The 14,922-nt window shown below is 43.4% G+C and carries 10 protein-coding genes, 1 pseudogene and 2 riboswitches; all 11 genes and pseudogenes read left to right on the top strand.

Annotated elements, in window-relative coordinates:
* Window positions 1-153: 153 nt before the first annotated feature.
* Window positions 154-624, top strand: a complete 471-nt coding sequence (locus tag B3B27_RS11755) for a hypothetical protein (RefSeq protein WP_238866650.1) — start codon at window positions 154-156, stop codon at window positions 622-624.
* 292 nt (window positions 625-916) lie between these two features.
* Window positions 917-1,127, top strand: a riboswitch (cobalamin riboswitch).
* Between the two features lie 146 nt (window positions 1,128-1,273).
* Complete coding sequence (locus B3B27_RS11750; RefSeq protein WP_238866649.1) at window positions 1,274-3,289, top strand: TonB-dependent receptor; 2,016 nt, start codon at window positions 1,274-1,276, stop codon at window positions 3,287-3,289.
* 6 nt (window positions 3,290-3,295) lie between these two features.
* Entirely contained in the window at window positions 3,296-4,432 is a 1,137-nt protein-coding gene (locus tag B3B27_RS11745) for a YncE family protein (RefSeq protein WP_238866648.1), read from the top strand.
* 35 nt (window positions 4,433-4,467) lie between these two features.
* Entirely contained in the window at window positions 4,468-6,186 is a 1,719-nt protein-coding gene (locus B3B27_RS11740) for a PKD-like domain-containing protein (RefSeq protein WP_286834296.1), read from the top strand.
* A 17-nt stretch (window positions 6,187-6,203) separates the two neighbouring features.
* Complete coding sequence (locus tag B3B27_RS11735) at window positions 6,204-8,183, top strand: hypothetical protein (RefSeq protein WP_286834293.1); 1,980 nt, start codon at window positions 6,204-6,206, stop codon at window positions 8,181-8,183.
* A gap of 16 nt (window positions 8,184-8,199) precedes the next feature.
* Window positions 8,200-10,131 carry a hypothetical protein gene (locus B3B27_RS11730; RefSeq protein WP_238866640.1) on the top strand — a complete coding sequence of 644 codons (1,932 nt, stop codon included), beginning with the start codon at window positions 8,200-8,202 and terminating at the stop codon, window positions 10,129-10,131.
* A gap of 189 nt (window positions 10,132-10,320) precedes the next feature.
* The gene (locus B3B27_RS11725) at window positions 10,321-10,911 is read left to right on the top strand and encodes a DUF6580 family putative transport protein (RefSeq protein WP_238866638.1); all 591 of its coding nucleotides are present in this window, start codon (window positions 10,321-10,323) and stop codon (window positions 10,909-10,911) included.
* Between the two features lie 271 nt (window positions 10,912-11,182).
* A complete protein-coding gene (locus tag B3B27_RS11720; RefSeq protein WP_286834284.1) occupies window positions 11,183-12,466 on the top strand; it encodes a lactate racemase domain-containing protein in 1,284 nt (427 codons plus the stop codon).
* A 10-nt stretch (window positions 12,467-12,476) separates the two neighbouring features.
* Entirely contained in the window at window positions 12,477-13,286 is an 810-nt protein-coding gene (gene larE / locus B3B27_RS11715; protein ID WP_286834281.1) for an ATP-dependent sacrificial sulfur transferase LarE, read from the top strand.
* Complete coding sequence (larB, locus tag B3B27_RS11710; protein WP_238866632.1) at window positions 13,283-13,963, top strand: nickel pincer cofactor biosynthesis protein LarB; 681 nt, start codon at window positions 13,283-13,285, stop codon at window positions 13,961-13,963. The genes larE and larB overlap by 4 nt, the downstream gene beginning before the upstream one ends.
* A gap of 56 nt (window positions 13,964-14,019) precedes the next feature.
* Window positions 14,020-14,209, top strand: a riboswitch (cobalamin riboswitch).
* 169 nt (window positions 14,210-14,378) lie between these two features.
* A pseudogene (locus B3B27_RS11705) lies at window positions 14,379-14,922 on the top strand (5-methyltetrahydropteroyltriglutamate--homocysteine S-methyltransferase); the annotation flags it as partial.

Genomic DNA, 14,922 nt, shown 5'->3' with positions numbered 1-14,922 from the left:
TCATTATATTTATAATACATTGAATATCAAAATTCATTTATTGCATTTTTCTGTAATAAACTACTTCCGTGAGTTTGATTTATATTAAATGTTCAAAATATTACGTAGCAAACTGAAAAACAATTATCATACAAACAAAAAAGCAATTAAATTATGAAAAAAATTGTTTGCACATTATTGACTGCCCTTTTAGTGCTTGTAACAGCATGCGACCAATTGGGTGAAGAGATGGGAATAAGCAACAATAATTATTTCACTCTGGGTGATCAGAAAATTCCTATCAGAAATTCAAAATCAATCAGATCCGACGGTTCGTTTATATTTTATTTGTATTCAAATGGCGACTCGTCCGAAAGTAATTTTTTTATAGAACTGTCCTTTCCCGAAACAATGAAAGACACCCTTTTCACTATACCTTTATCTAAAGGTGAGTGGAGTGTGAAGGGAAAAGCAGACAATATCCTATATACAGGTAATCGTTCAAGCAGAAACGGTTTCCAGAGTGGAAATGTTAAGATCCGCATTCTTGACGGGGCTGGCACCTGTAACCTTAAATATTCTCTGGCTCTTAATGATAACAGGTGTCTTAAGGGTTTTTATACGGGAGTGATAGAGGGATTTTAAGGTATTATGGATCTTCCTCTTCCTCTTCCTCTTCCTCTGCCTTGAACTATTGCATGTTATACGTGCCTTAGCCAGGCAGGCGGCAATAGTAAAAAGTACTACTGAGTTTTGGATAGATCTATTTAGCTGCTAATTAATGGATTACATGGCTTCTCGGCACTATTTTACCGGACTGTTATCATTAAATACCTGATAAAATATTTTAATGATAATCAAAAAGACTGTCAAAAAGGTGCCATATATTTTCTGGAAATCTTACCTTAAACCTTTTCGTATGTAAAAATATAATTTTAACTTTGCATAGAATTTTGGTATTGCTCACTTCACACGGCTTCGAAGTGAACAATGAAAAGGGAATCAGGTGAAAATCCTGAACAGACCCGCTGCTGTAAGCTCCGCTTACGTGCCGAACAAATACCTCAATTGCCACTGTCCCCCTGGGGATGGGAAGGCGTTCAGACACGGGAGTAAGTCAGAAGACCTGCCAAATTCATTGACGTTTAATAGCTTTCGGGGATTGGAGCTTGAAGAACAAACATGCGTTACAGCCGTTTTTCTTTATTTGGGTCACTCTGTTTACAAGAACACTTCAATTGTGTGTTAACTCTACTTCCAAACCTCACTTTCCGAAAGCTAAATTTTCGGTAAGATGAATATATGTAATAAAACCACTCTTTTTGCTGCAATCTGTTTTCAGGTTGCGGCAGGGAAAACGTTCGCTCAAAATAAACTCGACAGTTTGCATCACTTACCCGAAGTGGTGGTTACGGCTGATGCTCCCAAAGAGGTGATACCCGGCCAAAAACTATCGGGCAAGGAGTTGAAAAAGCTAAGCAGTTTTTCCGTGGCCGATGCCATCCGCTACTTTTCCGGCGTGCAGATCAAAGACTATGGAGGATTGGGGGGATTAAAAACCGTGAATATCCGCAGTATGGGTACGAACCACATGGGCGTTTTCTATGATGGGATTCAGTTGGGGAACGCACAAAACGGACAAATAGACTTGGGTAAATTCTCATTGGATAATATAGAACAAGTCACTTTGTATAATGGACAAAAGAGCGATATTTTTCAACCTGCCAAAGACTTCGGGTCGGCGGGAACGATCTATTTACAGACCAAACGCCCCACATTCGATAGGGGAAAGAGAACCCATGCGCGTTTCACGTTCAAAACAGGGTCGTTCGGACTTGTCAACCCCTCGCTCTTGATAGAACAAAAACTGCCTGCCGATTATGCCTTTAACTTTAATGCCGAATGGATTTATTCACACGGGAAGTATCCTTTTCGTTACAAAAGAGTGTTTGAAGACAAGACAGTGGCATACGATACCGTAGCCATCCGAAAAAACGGTGACATCAAAGCCTGCCGATTAGAGAGCTCCCTTTACAAAGCATTGAACGATGGCGAATGGGATCTGCACGGCTATTTTTACAAATCGCACAGAGGGTTGCCCGGTCCTATCGTGAAGAATGTTTTTGAACACGGGCAACGCTTGCACGATGAAAACTTTTTCATTCAAAGCAAATTCAGGAAAAAGTTCAACAACATATACAGTCTAAAATTAAACGCGAAATATGCCAACGACTATACGCGTTATATTGACAACGAGTGGACAAGCCCGTTATATGTGGACAATAAATACCTGCAGCACGATTTTTATATCTCCTCGGCCAACAAGTTCGTAATTGCCAGATGGCTGCGCTTCAATCTCTCCGCCGACTATCAATTGAATAAGATGAAGGCAAACTTGGTTAATTTCGCCAACCCCACGCGTCACACAATCTTAACCGCCGCCGCGGGAGAGTTCTCTTTTGATAGGCTCACCCTCCAGGCAAGCCTGCTCGGAACATTTGTCCGCGAGAAGGTGAAGATGAACAAAGCCGCTCCCAAAAAGGACATCTACACTCCGGCGGTTATCCTCTCCATTAAGCCATTCAAGCAGCACCAATTATACCTGCAAAGCTTCTATAAAAAAATATTCAGGATACCCACTTTTAACGACTTGTATTACACCTTTATCGGAAATTCGGTATTAAATCCCGAGTACGCCACCCAATATAACATTGGTCTCAATTATACCGTATCGCCTAAAGAGTCCGTTTTTAAAACGATCTATCTGCAAACCGATGTGTATTATAATGAGATAGACGATAAAATTGTGGCTGTTCCCGCAGGTAACATGTTTCGTTGGATGATGCTGAATTTAGGGAAAGTGCAAATAAAAGGGATGGAGATAAACACAAACACGACTGTGGAACCCATCAATGAGCTGTTTGCCTCCTTGAGACTGAATTACACTTATCAACAGGCGTTGGACATAACCGATGAAAAAGCGAAAAACTATAAACACCAAATTGTGTATATCCCGCGCCATAGCGGTTCAATCATCTTTTCGGCTGACTACAAAAACTGGGGAGTGAATTACAGTTTTATATACACCGGAGAGAGATACAATGCCAAGTACAACGATGTAAACAGCCACATGCAACCGTGGTACACAAGTGATATAAGTATCAGGAAAGATTTTTCCGCCGTTTGCCGCAGAATAGGTTTACGGGCTGCTTTGGATATTAACAACCTGTTGAATCAACACTACGATGTGGTGCTCAATTACCCGATGCCGGGAAGAAATTATCGTCTAACTGTAACTTTTATGATATAAGCGGATATGGCTAGAAAAAAATTCATACTTATCAGTCTCATGCTGATTCTTCTTGGATGCAGGGAAGAGTATGAGATCCTCCACTCTTCACAAACCCAAACAAGCCTAGGTGAAGAGAATACGGGAAATTTAAAGGGTTTTTACCTCTTAAACGAGGGAAACATGGGTAGTAACAAAGCTAGCCTCGATTATTTCGACTTCGCAACGGGTATATACCACAGAAATATATATGCCGAGGCAAATCCCTTTATTGTTAAAGAATTAGGGGATGTGGGAAACGACATCCAAATTTATGGAAGCAAGCTGTATGCGGTCATCAATGTATCCAATTACATTGAAGTGATGGAGGCCAAAACCGCCAAACATATCGGTAAAATCGAAATACCCAATGTGCGCTATATTAAATTCCACAACGGAAAAGCGTATGCCTCGTCCTACGTGGCTCCGGTAAAATTCGACCAAAACGCCCGCGTGGGCTATGTCGCCGAAATAGATACCGCAACACTTGAGGTGCTACGTACGGTAAATGTAGGCTACCAGCCCGAAGAGTTAGTAATCGCAAACAACAAGATATACGTTGCCAACTCGGGAGGGTATATGTTTCCCAATTACGACCGCACGGTATCGGTTATCGATTTGGAGACATTTAAAGAAGAGAAAAAGATAGATGTGGGCATCAACTTGCACCGCCTGCGAAAAACCCCTTACCATGAGTTGATAGTAAGCAGCAGGGGCGATTACTACAATGAACCGTCAAAGCTGTTTGTGATCGACTTAGACAGAGAGGAGGTGACTCAAACCATCGAGATGGCGGTCAGCAACTTGGATATAGTGGGAGACTCGGCTTACATCTATGCCGTGGAGTGGAGCCACAACACTCAAAAAAACACCATTACCTACGGTATATTGAATATAAAAACCAAGGAAATAGTGTCGAGAAACTTTATTAAAGACGGCACAGACAAGGATATTGTCATTCCCTACGGAGTGAAGGTGAATCCCGTTACCAAAGACATCTATGTGACCGATGCCATTGATTATGTCACGCCGGGAACCCTTTTGTGCTACAACAAATTCGGCAAGTTGAAATGGAAAGTGGATACCGGAGACATTCCCGGGCATTTTGCCTTTTTATTCGAATAGAACAAAGATTTAATAATCATTAATTTATGTAAAACATGAAAAGACGAAGTTATTTTTTAATCGGGGTTACGGTATTGATAGCGGCATTCACGTCATGTCACGATATAGAGACCGTTGTTCCGCCAACAATTGAAATGGAGAAAACAACGTTTACCGTTAAACCGAACCGCAGCGTGCTTATTGAGCCCAAAGTGGAGAATGTTGATGAGAGAACGGTTTATTCGTGGTCTCTTAATGGCAAAATAATAGGAACAGAAAAAAATATCCTGTTTAAAGAGAGAGAGACGGGAGAGTATTACCTTAAATTTAAAACCGTCACCGAACACGGGACAGCGCAAATAGAGGTGAAAGTTGAAGTTACTGATTTGATTCCACCCATCATTTCTTTGGACGAAACGGGTGACGGGTTTATCTTGGAAACAGGCGAAGAGTACGTTTTCAAGCCGGAGATTGCCAACAAAGAGGGCTTGAAGTTAAGCTGGGAGATAGATGGGGAAGAGGTTTCCACGGCTGATGAATATGCCTTCAGCTCACAACAAGAGGGAAACTTTTTCATCATTCTCAAAGCTGAGAATGATGACGGTGATGATGAATACCTCATACAGATATTGGTGGTTAAAGAGGTGCCGTTAAGCCTATCGTTCGCTTATCCCGAACAGTCGGCATCGTTGGGAAGAGCCATTCGGCTCATTCCTGATATGTCGAGCACCAAAAATGTCACATTCAAGTGGTTTGTGAATGGGAAAGAAGACCCAACACAAACTTCTGACAAATATGTCTATAAGCCTTCGGCGCTTGGGAAAACAAATATAAAAGTGGTCGCCACAAAGGGCGGAAAAAAAGGCGAAGCCTCCATCGTTGTGAACACGGTAAATCCGGAGCAACATTTCCGGGCCGCCCAACCGGGAAGTTCACCCTACTCCACAAAGGTTTATGAATTTCTTCCGGCACCGGGACAGTTCGTGAACGAGGGGTACACCGCAAACACCATGGAGGAGGCCTGCCAATACGCGGAAGGTCGTTTAGCGCAGAAGGCGTATGTCTCCTTAGGGGGATTCGGAGGATATATTGTGGTTGGATTCGACCACAGCATCAAAAATAGGAGCCAATCCAACCTCAGCACCACGACTGCAGCGGGATATGATTTCGCTATTATGGGAAACTCCTTTAAAGGAAGTTCCGAGCCGGGTATCGTGTGGGTGATGCAGGATGAGAACGGAAACGGTTTGCCCGACGACAACTGGTATGAGCTGAAAGGGAGCGAGACCGGCAAACCGGGAACAATCCAAGATTACGAGGCGACTTACTTTCGTCCTGCCATTCCAAAATCCAACACCTTGTGGATAGACAATCTGGGAGGAAAAGGTGAAGTGGATTGGTTGGGATTTCACCAACAACCGTTCTATTACCCCAACTGGGTAAAGGAGAATACATATACGCTGCGGGGAACCCGACTAGAAGCGAGAACGGAAGATGAATCGGGGCAAGGCACTTATTGGGTTAACAAGGAGTTCGATTGGGGATATGCAGATAATTTCAGTCCCATCGACCGCCTTACGGACGACATCAACTACGGGGCGGCGGCAAACTCGAACCACTTTAAAATAAGCAACGCCATTACCTTCGAGGGAAAGAAGATTCATCTCGAATATATCGATTTTATTAAAGTACAAACAGGGCTGAACGTGAAAGCCGGCTGGTTGGGTGAAAATTCCACCGAGGTATTCAAGTTTGTGGATATACAAGTAGAATAATTTAAACAAAACAGAAGATGAAAAAAACATATATTGGATTACTTGCGGGTTTTTTTGCGGTCATGCTCCTATCATGTGCTACCGAAAGCCCTTTTAACGGTGAGGATAACCGTTTGCTATCCTTCTCTTTAACAACCGGAGGGAAAGAGTATAAAGGGGCGGTGAAAAACAGTGAGATAATCATATCACTGCCGGTGGAGACCGATCTGAACAACGCCAAAGTCGCATACACTCTCAGTGAAAATGCCACTATCCTTCCCGAACCCGAAAAAATAACCAACTGGAACGATGAGCAGGTGTTCAACGTCTTTTCATACAACGGCGTGAAACGAATCTATGTGATTCATATCAAGAGGCAACTCGGGCAAGCGGAGGGAACCGTTTTATTGGCAACCGACGGCGACGTGAAAGCATTCGCCGAAAAAAACATCACAGCCGTAGAGGGTGATCTGATTATTGGAAATGAAACGGGAACGGACTCCATCAGTAATATAGACGCGTTAACGTACGTGACAAAGGTAGGATATAAGCTGATTATCAATTCCACATACAAAGGAAAAGACCTCTCGGGGCTGAGAAACCTTGAGGAGACCGGGTCTATTATCGTTAATGCGAATAAGTATCTTTCGGATATCACGTTAAAGAATTTAAAAAAGGTTGGACAGGACCTCTTTGTGAACAGCCACAGTGTAAAACAAATAGTTCTACCCATGCTGGAGACAGTAGACAGTAAGCTGTTCATCTCCTCCAACAAGCTCACGGATTTACAGTTGCCGATACTTAAGCGAGGAGGAGATATAAAGATAAGCGGCAGCTCCCTCGGCATTTTAAAACTAAGAGAGCTGGAAGAGACACTCAACTCCATTATTTTGCAGGAAGTGCCATCGCTCACAACCTTGGACCTCTCGAAATTGAAGGAAATTCGCGGAGATTTAATCATTAAAGGGCCCGAGCTGGTTGGGTTAAAGTTGAATAATTTAACCCGGGTAGGAGGCAACCTGAACATCAATAATTCAAAAATCACTTCAGCCCTCTTTCCCTCATTAACAGAAACGGGTGACCTGTTTATCGTCAACAATAATAATCTTAAAAATATATCTCTCAAAAACTTAAAAACAGTAAAGGGAAATTTGGAACTCCGTTCCATACCAATAACTTCTGTTGAAGATATGGCTAACATCAACAGTATTGACGGTAAATTGATTACTAACAACCTCCCATCACTAAAAGACATATCACCGATTTTTAGAAACCTGACTAATCTCTCTGAACTCTCAATGACTTTCGTGCTTTGCGAAGGAGTTGTGGATGTCAGCAAAACGGGCGTGGAACAAGTTCTGTTGGATCAGTGCAACAACTTGGAAGAGATTATTGTGCCGGAGGTAATGAAAGAGTTATACGTTGGAGGGGACACGAATGCTCCTCGTAAAAAACCGATCCGGATATCCGGTTTAAAAGAGGTAGAACAAAAAATTGAAATCAGTAACCTAATCCTGTCAGAGCCTCAAGATTGGGTTTTAACGGGATTGGAATCGGGTTCAATATTTATCAAAAACAGTATGAATCTGAAAAGTTTTTCGGCTCCCGACCTAAAAGAAGCCAAAGAATTATGGATTAGAGAGGATAGAAATAGTAAACATTGGGAAAGCATATCTTTTGCAAAGCTAACTAAGTTAAATAAACTCAATTGCGTTCAAATGTTCTCTTTGAAAACAATCGAATGTCCGATGCTGCAAGAGATAAATACCCTATCAATAAGTGACTGGAAAGATAAAAACGAGAAGTTGACCCATCTGAATGGGCTATCTTCTCTTGAAAAAATTGAATTTCTGACACTTAAAAATATCAGTAATTTTAATGATTACTCATTCTTAAAAAAAGCAATCACCAACGGCTCAATAACAAAAGAGATTTGGAACAGGAATTTCAGTATTGCCAATAACGGCTATAATCCGACTTTTCAAGATTTACAGGCCGGACACTACGTAAAACAATAAAAAACAGAATAAAAAGATGAAAACAATAAAACAGAGTTTTGGGGCTGTCATTATAGGCACTTTGCTTTTTTCCGGATGTACCAAAGAGCCTTTCGAAGGGTTGGATAACTACTTTTTGGAATTTTCACTGCAGAGTGCGGACAAAATGGTATATGAGGGAAAAATCACAGACAATGTCATAGAGGTATCAATGCCGAAGAATTTAGAGATGGACAAACTTACGGCAAAATATATGCTCAGCGAGTTAGCGACGATTGATCCCAAACCCGAGACGATAAAAGAGTGGAGCGGCGAACAAAGACTAACGGTAACATCGTATAACGGAACGAAACGCGACTATAAGGTAAAAATATTGAAAGAGGATGTGGTTTTGGGCGATAACGTCTTTTTACAAACCGATGAGGAGGTGGATGTGTTTGCAAAGAAAAAAATCAATATCATAAACGGTAATCTAATTATCGGCGCTGAAAAAGGGACGGACTCCATATCCAATATCGATGCTCTGAATCTGCTGAACGAGATAAAATACAAATTGATTGTGAACCCCACCTTTAAAGGAGACTTGAAACCGCTGCAAAATTTGAGATCGGTAGGCGGAATTATGGTCAACGGCGAGCCAAAGCAACTTAAAGAGATTGTTTTGCCCAACCTGCAATATCTGTTTGAAGATTTTATCTCTCGTTCCAACAACATCTCCAAAATTTCGTTTGATGCTCTTACTTCAGCTGGAAACATAACGGTTAAATCTACCCAACTGGCAGAATTTTCCGCCCCTAGATTAGAAAGGGCCGGGCAAATGTCTTTCTCCGGAAAAGAGGGATGGTCGGAAGTGGACGTGTCAACGATTAAAGAGATATCCTTTCCAAACCTGCAGAGTTGTAAAAAATTAGATATAAAAAATCTGTTGAATTTAGAAACGATTGATTTGGAAAAATTGGAAAACGCCGGAGACGTCAATATTGCCAATCTAAAAATGGTGTCCCTCTTAAATATGGGATTGATGAAAACGGCCAATAAAATAAATGTGGAAAGGTGCGAAGAGTTAAAGGACTTAAAAATCGCCCTTTTAAAATCGGTTAATGACAGGATAACTATCAGTAATTGTCCGAACCTTGAGAACATTTCAACAACCATGCTTGAGGAAGTTAACCAATATATGGGAATTTCGGAATGCCCCAAAATCACTTCTATCGACCCGTTATTATCGCATTTAAAATTGATTGGAAATATACGGATTTATAAAATACCGCATAAGGGTGAAATAGATTTATCGGGGGTTACCATAAACGGATCGGTGGAGTTTGTCGGATCTCTTGCAGATGTTACCAAAATTAAACTGCCTAAGCTGATTCAAAAAACACTCGAACTTAATTTTGCATCCGATCCTTCCATAACGCAACTTCCCCTGATAACAGGGTTGGAAGAGTGTGAAAATTTCCGAGTACAAAATGCACCGGGAATTACAGAAATAGTATTGCCTGCATCTCTTAAGAAAATAAGCAACAGCTTATCCTCGTATAGTAATGTAACCGCTGTTTCGGGAGAGAACCTACTGGAGGCTGGTGAGATATCCATTTCATCCAACGAGTTGGCTTCTATGTCGTTCCCAAATTTGGAAAAAGTCATAGGCAAACTAAGTCTGTTTGGAAAATTTTTAGAGGCCGTTTATCTGCCTAAACTTACATCGGTGGGGAATTTAGAAGTTGGCGGATCCTGGTCGGGTTGGCAAAATGAGAAACTAACCGATTTAAGTTTTCTCGCAGCGCTCACTTCGGTGGAAAAATTAGAGATCAAGTTTTGTAAGTTTCTGACCGACTTTTCCGGACTGAAAAAAGCGGTAGAATCAGGATCTATCACCGAAAAGAAATGGAACGGCAATACCGTTCACGATAATGCGTACAATCCCACTTTCGAAGACCTGAAAGCCGGGCGATATGTGAAACCGTAGTTATTAAAATGAAGTGGAGCTGCAACGGTGTGCTCCCCGAATATCTCACATTGGTAAGCGGTTTTTTCACAAACCGGGATATTGAAAAACAAGTATTCGTCAAACAACTAATTTAAACCAACGGCTCAATAGGTTCGCGCAAAGCCGATGGCTGATTGCCTACACCAACAGCCAAAACTCACAAATAATATGAACAACAAAAAATTAACCCTTCGTTTTTCCGTCATAACGGTGATAATTCTCCTTGCGGCATTCAGCCGCCTGATCCCCCACCCCGCCAACTTCGCGCCCATTGGCGGCATGGCTCTTTTCGGGGCGACGTATTACACCCGCAAAGGGTGGGCGTATTTAGTGCCTATCGCGGCCATGTGGATAAGCGATTTAATCCTGAACAATGTGGTTTACGCGCAATATTTCGACCGGTTTGTCTGGTTCTACTCCGGCTCTCTGTTCACCTACGGCGCTTTTGCCCTTATCGTGCTGATGGGTACATTCACGCTGCGCAAAGTGCGTGTTCCCCGCTTGCTGTTCTCTGCTTTGGGCGCGTCCATCATCTTCTTTTTGGTCTCCAACTTCGGCGTGTGGTTTTCCACAACAATGTATCCCAAAACCGCAGCCGGTCTTTCAGCCTGCTATGCGGCGGGAATCCCGTTCTTTAAAAACACGGTGTTGGGCGACTTGGTATATTCGACGGCCCTCTTCGGGTTATTCGAAATATCGCTTTCGTGGTTTCCCGGGCTGCGTATACACCCTCAAAATTGGGAGAGGAAGGATACGTAAGACAAGCCTATTTCTCATTATATTTCATCAATCCATCCATTGGGCCGTTTTTTGAAAGTAGAAATGCGTGATATGCCTTTGTTTCTTTTCCGATCATTTAGTAATTTCGCCTTGCTACTTCAAATATCTATGCGCTTAAACACAAGCGAAGCAATTTATTTGCGTTAAATAGTGCGGTCAAAGCCAAGTATGTTTGAGTCATGGCGTGGTAGGAAATTAGCTAATTTTAGCGGAGTGTTTTAATTATGTGATTCACTAAACAAAATTGATTATGGCTTGGTTTTTTGAAAGGAAAAAAGAGATTGGCAGGAAGGAGATGGAAGCTCTTGTTGTAAAAAGTGCAAACGAATGTTTAATCCGTGTTTGCAAAAATCCGAAACGGGTTTTATTACTTCCTCCGGATATTACGCGTGCCCACAGCGGGGCCGGTTGGATGACCGAAATATTGTATCATTTTTTTGAACCGATGGCTGATGTATATGTAATTCCCACATTGGGACAGCATGTTCCCCATACCGTCGAGCAAAACCGATGGATGTTCGGGAATATCCCCGAAAACAAAATACTGAAACACGATTGGCTCCGCGACGGCAAACGGTTGGGCATCGTGCCGGGGAACTACGTGGAAAAAATCACCGGAGGCTGTGCCGATTGGGATATTCCTATCTCCATAAACCGGTATGTGATGGAAGAACCCTGGGATATGATCATCAATGTAGGGCATGTGGTACCGCACGAAGTATTGGGATTTGCCAACCACAACAAGAACTATTTCATCGGACTGGGCGGTAAGGACACCATTTGTGCCTCGCATATGGCGGCGGCCTGCTACGGTATTGAGAATAACCTGGGTTCGCTGGTGACGCCCCTGAGGCATTGTTTCAATAAAGCCGAGAACGAATTTATGAACCGCTTGCCGGATGTATATATCCAGGTGGTAATGGCCTACAATGAACAAGGAGAACTTGTACACACAGGATTTTATTGCGGCAACGACCTGGATACTTACTTACAGGCTGCCAAACAATCAATGGCCGAAAATATCACCGTTGTTCCTCCGTTAAAAAAAGTGGTTGCCGTCATGCAGGGAGATGAGTTTTTCAGTACGTGGGTAGCCAACAAGGCAATATACCGGACACGCAAGGCGATGGCCGACGGAGGGGAACTCATCATCATCGCTCCCGGGTTGAAACGTTTCGGCGAACAGGATGAGGTGGACAAGGTCATCCGGAAATACGGGTATGCGGGAACTGAAAAAATAATGAAACTCTGGAAAGAAAATGAAGACTTGCAGGATCTGACCCATGCTACGGCCCACTTGATACACGGTTCGTCGGAAGGACGGTTTAAAATCACTTACGCCCCCGGACACCTGTCGAAGGAGGATATTGAATCGGTCAATTTTAATTACCTCGATTATCATCAGGCGATGGAGGTGTATTCTCCCGACAAGTTACGAAACGGATTCAACCGGTTGCCAGGCGGAGAAGAGATATACTTTATCAGCACGCCGTCGGCCGGCTTGTGGACGATCAAAGAGAAACTCAATACATAATATCCTTCTCATGGATACCCATACGCTATTTAAATACCAATCCCTGATAGATCATCTCGGACAACTTGAAAGCGTTGTTGTGGCTTTCTCGGGCGGAGTGGACAGTTCTTTCCTGGCGAAAGTCTGCCGGGAAGTGTTGAGCGACAGAGCGATTGCCGTTACCGTTGTCTCACCCATGATTCCCGCTTGGGACTTAGACGATGCGAAAGCAATCGCATCCCAAATAGGAATAGAACATATCCTCTTAGAAAAAGCGACGATTGATACGGTTGTCAGACAGAACCCTGAAAACCGTTGTTACCATTGCAAAAAGACAGCATTCCGGGCAATCGTGGAAATAGCCAAAGAAAGAGGATTCAATGCCGTATTGGACGGTTCCAACGCGGACGACACGAAAGATTACCGTCCGGGTACAAAAGCAATAGAAGAGTTAAACGTTATCAGTCCGCTAAAAACGGCCGGCCTGAATAAAAAAGAGATCAGGCTGTTGTCAAAGCAACTCGGGTTATCCACTTGGGATAAACCCGCTTACGCCTGCCTGGCAACCCGTATACCATACGGTGAAGAGATCACAACCGGAAAATTAAGACGTATTGAAAAAGCGGAACAATACCTGCATTCCCTCGGATATGCGCAGGTAAGAGTACGCAGCCACGATCTGATCGCTCGTATCGAACTAGAGCCGGAAGAGAGGGCGCGATTTTGCGACCCCGCAATCCTGGACAGGGTGTCGCGGCAACTTAAAGAATACGGGTTCCTCTATGTCTGTATGGAATTGGAGGGCTACTCCATGGGAAGTTTAAACAGGAATTTACAATGACGACAAAACAAAAAGACAAAGGTTATGAAGACATCGACTTTGCCAAGGTCGACTATCTTCGCCGAGAACGGACGGGACAACCGGAAGTGATCTTCTGTCAGGGAAAAACCCCCGAACAGGTTGTGGGTATAATAAGATCCCTGCTCCGCAACGGGAACGACGTATTCGGTACAAAAGCGACAAGAGAAATGTATGACTACGTTTCCACTCGTGTCGAGGGGGTTGTATACAACCCAGTAGCCAAAACGATCCGCCTGATGGGGAACCGGGAGGAAACAACCGACAGTTACATTGCCATTGTGTCTGCCGGCACATCCGATTTGCCGGTAGTTGAAGAGGCGTATGAAACCGCCCTATTTTTAGGCAACAAGGTAGAGAAAATTATGGATGTGGGGGTTGCCGGCATCCACCGCCTGTTCGATAAACTCGACCTTATTAGGGGCGCTAGGGTGGTGATTGTCGTGGCCGGCATGGAAGGAGCTTTGGCATCGGTAGTGGCGGCCCTGGTAAGCAGTCCGGTCATAGCAGTTCCCACCAGCGTGGGTTACGGGGCGAACCTGAACGGCATCGCCGCTCTATTATCCATGCTCAACAGTTGTTCTTCGCTGTGTGTGGTAAATATAGATAACGGCTACGGCGCCGCCTGCCAGGCAAGCAAAATTAATAAGATAGGATAAAGCTGGAATATCTACCTATTTTTTCTATCTTTGCCGTACTAAAGTTCTTTTTATCATTTCTTCAACCGGTAAGGTGCCCCCCAAAAAAGGGTATAATAGGGAACCACGTGAGAATCGTGGACTGTCGCGCAACTGTAAGCACGGTCAACGTTTCCGCCCGTTAAAATCCACTGTTCCGCTTTGCGAAATGGGAAGGATGGCGGAAATTGTGCAAGTCAGGAGACCTGCCTTAATTCGGATTGACAATGCTTCGCGATAAAAGTATGTTGTCAGACTCATCCATTCCTTCCTATGCGGATAGAAAGAAATATATCCTTGCGTTTACTTCATCCTTCTTTTATTAGCCGTTGCATTGCGAAAGTTCGGGAAAAGAGCTTTTAGCTTCATGGGTATTCACTTTAAAAAATTAAAAGCAATGCAAACAAACATTCTCGGTTACCCTCGCATCGGCAACCGGCGCGAACTGAAAAAAGCCTGCGAAAGTTTCTGGGCAGGAAAAATCACGGAAGATGAACTTTTCAGTACGGGAAGGTCCATCAGGCAACAAAACCGCATTCTCCAAAAAGAGGCCGGAATAGACCTTATCCCTTCGAACGATTTCTCTTTTTATGATCAGGTGTTAGATACCACCCTAGCGGTAGGAGCCATTCCGACACGTTATGACTGCCTCCGGGATGATAAGCTGGCGCTCTACTTCGCCATGGCTCGCGGATATCAACAGGGAGAAAAAGATATCACCGCAATGGAAATGACCAAATGGTTCGACACAAATTATCACTATATCGTTCCTGAATTTACCAAAACACAAGCATTTTCTCTTATTTATAACAAAGCACTTGAGGAGTATAAGGAAGGGAGAGAGCAAGGGATCGAAACCAAACCGGTACTGCCCGGACCGGTCTCTTACCTGTTATCTGGAAAAGAAAAAGAAGAGGGCTTCCACCGTCTGGAACTGCTAG

This window comes from Proteiniphilum sp. UBA5463, from assembly GCF_002427225.1.
Classification (GTDB): Bacteria; Bacteroidota; Bacteroidia; order Bacteroidales; family Dysgonomonadaceae; genus Proteiniphilum; species Proteiniphilum propionicum.
Note: the sequence above shows the minus strand (reverse complement) of the source record. Positions and strands in the feature narration are given on the sequence as shown.

Bases quoted from the DNA above. Each gene is read 5' to 3' on its own strand.
- B3B27_RS11755 (WP_238866650.1), top strand. From the start codon at position 154: ATGAAAAAAATTGTTTGCACATTATTGACTGCCCTTTTAGTGCTTGTA.
- B3B27_RS11745 (WP_238866648.1), top strand. From the start codon at position 3,296: ATGGCTAGAAAAAAATTCATACTTATCAGTCTCATGCTGATTCTTCTT.
- B3B27_RS11725 (WP_238866638.1), top strand. From the start codon at position 10,321: ATGAACAACAAAAAATTAACCCTTCGTTTTTCCGTCATAACGGTGATA.
- B3B27_RS11735 (WP_286834293.1), top strand. From the start codon at position 6,204: ATGAAAAAAACATATATTGGATTACTTGCGGGTTTTTTTGCGGTCATG.
- B3B27_RS11750 (WP_238866649.1), top strand. From the start codon at position 1,274: ATGAATATATGTAATAAAACCACTCTTTTTGCTGCAATCTGTTTTCAG.
- B3B27_RS11730 (WP_238866640.1), top strand. From the start codon at position 8,200: ATGAAAACAATAAAACAGAGTTTTGGGGCTGTCATTATAGGCACTTTG.
- larB (WP_238866632.1), top strand. From the start codon at position 13,283: ATGACGACAAAACAAAAAGACAAAGGTTATGAAGACATCGACTTTGCC.
- B3B27_RS11720 (WP_286834284.1), top strand. From the start codon at position 11,183: ATGGCTTGGTTTTTTGAAAGGAAAAAAGAGATTGGCAGGAAGGAGATG.
- larE (WP_286834281.1), top strand. From the start codon at position 12,477: ATGGATACCCATACGCTATTTAAATACCAATCCCTGATAGATCATCTC.
- B3B27_RS11740 (WP_286834296.1), top strand. From the start codon at position 4,468: ATGAAAAGACGAAGTTATTTTTTAATCGGGGTTACGGTATTGATAGCG.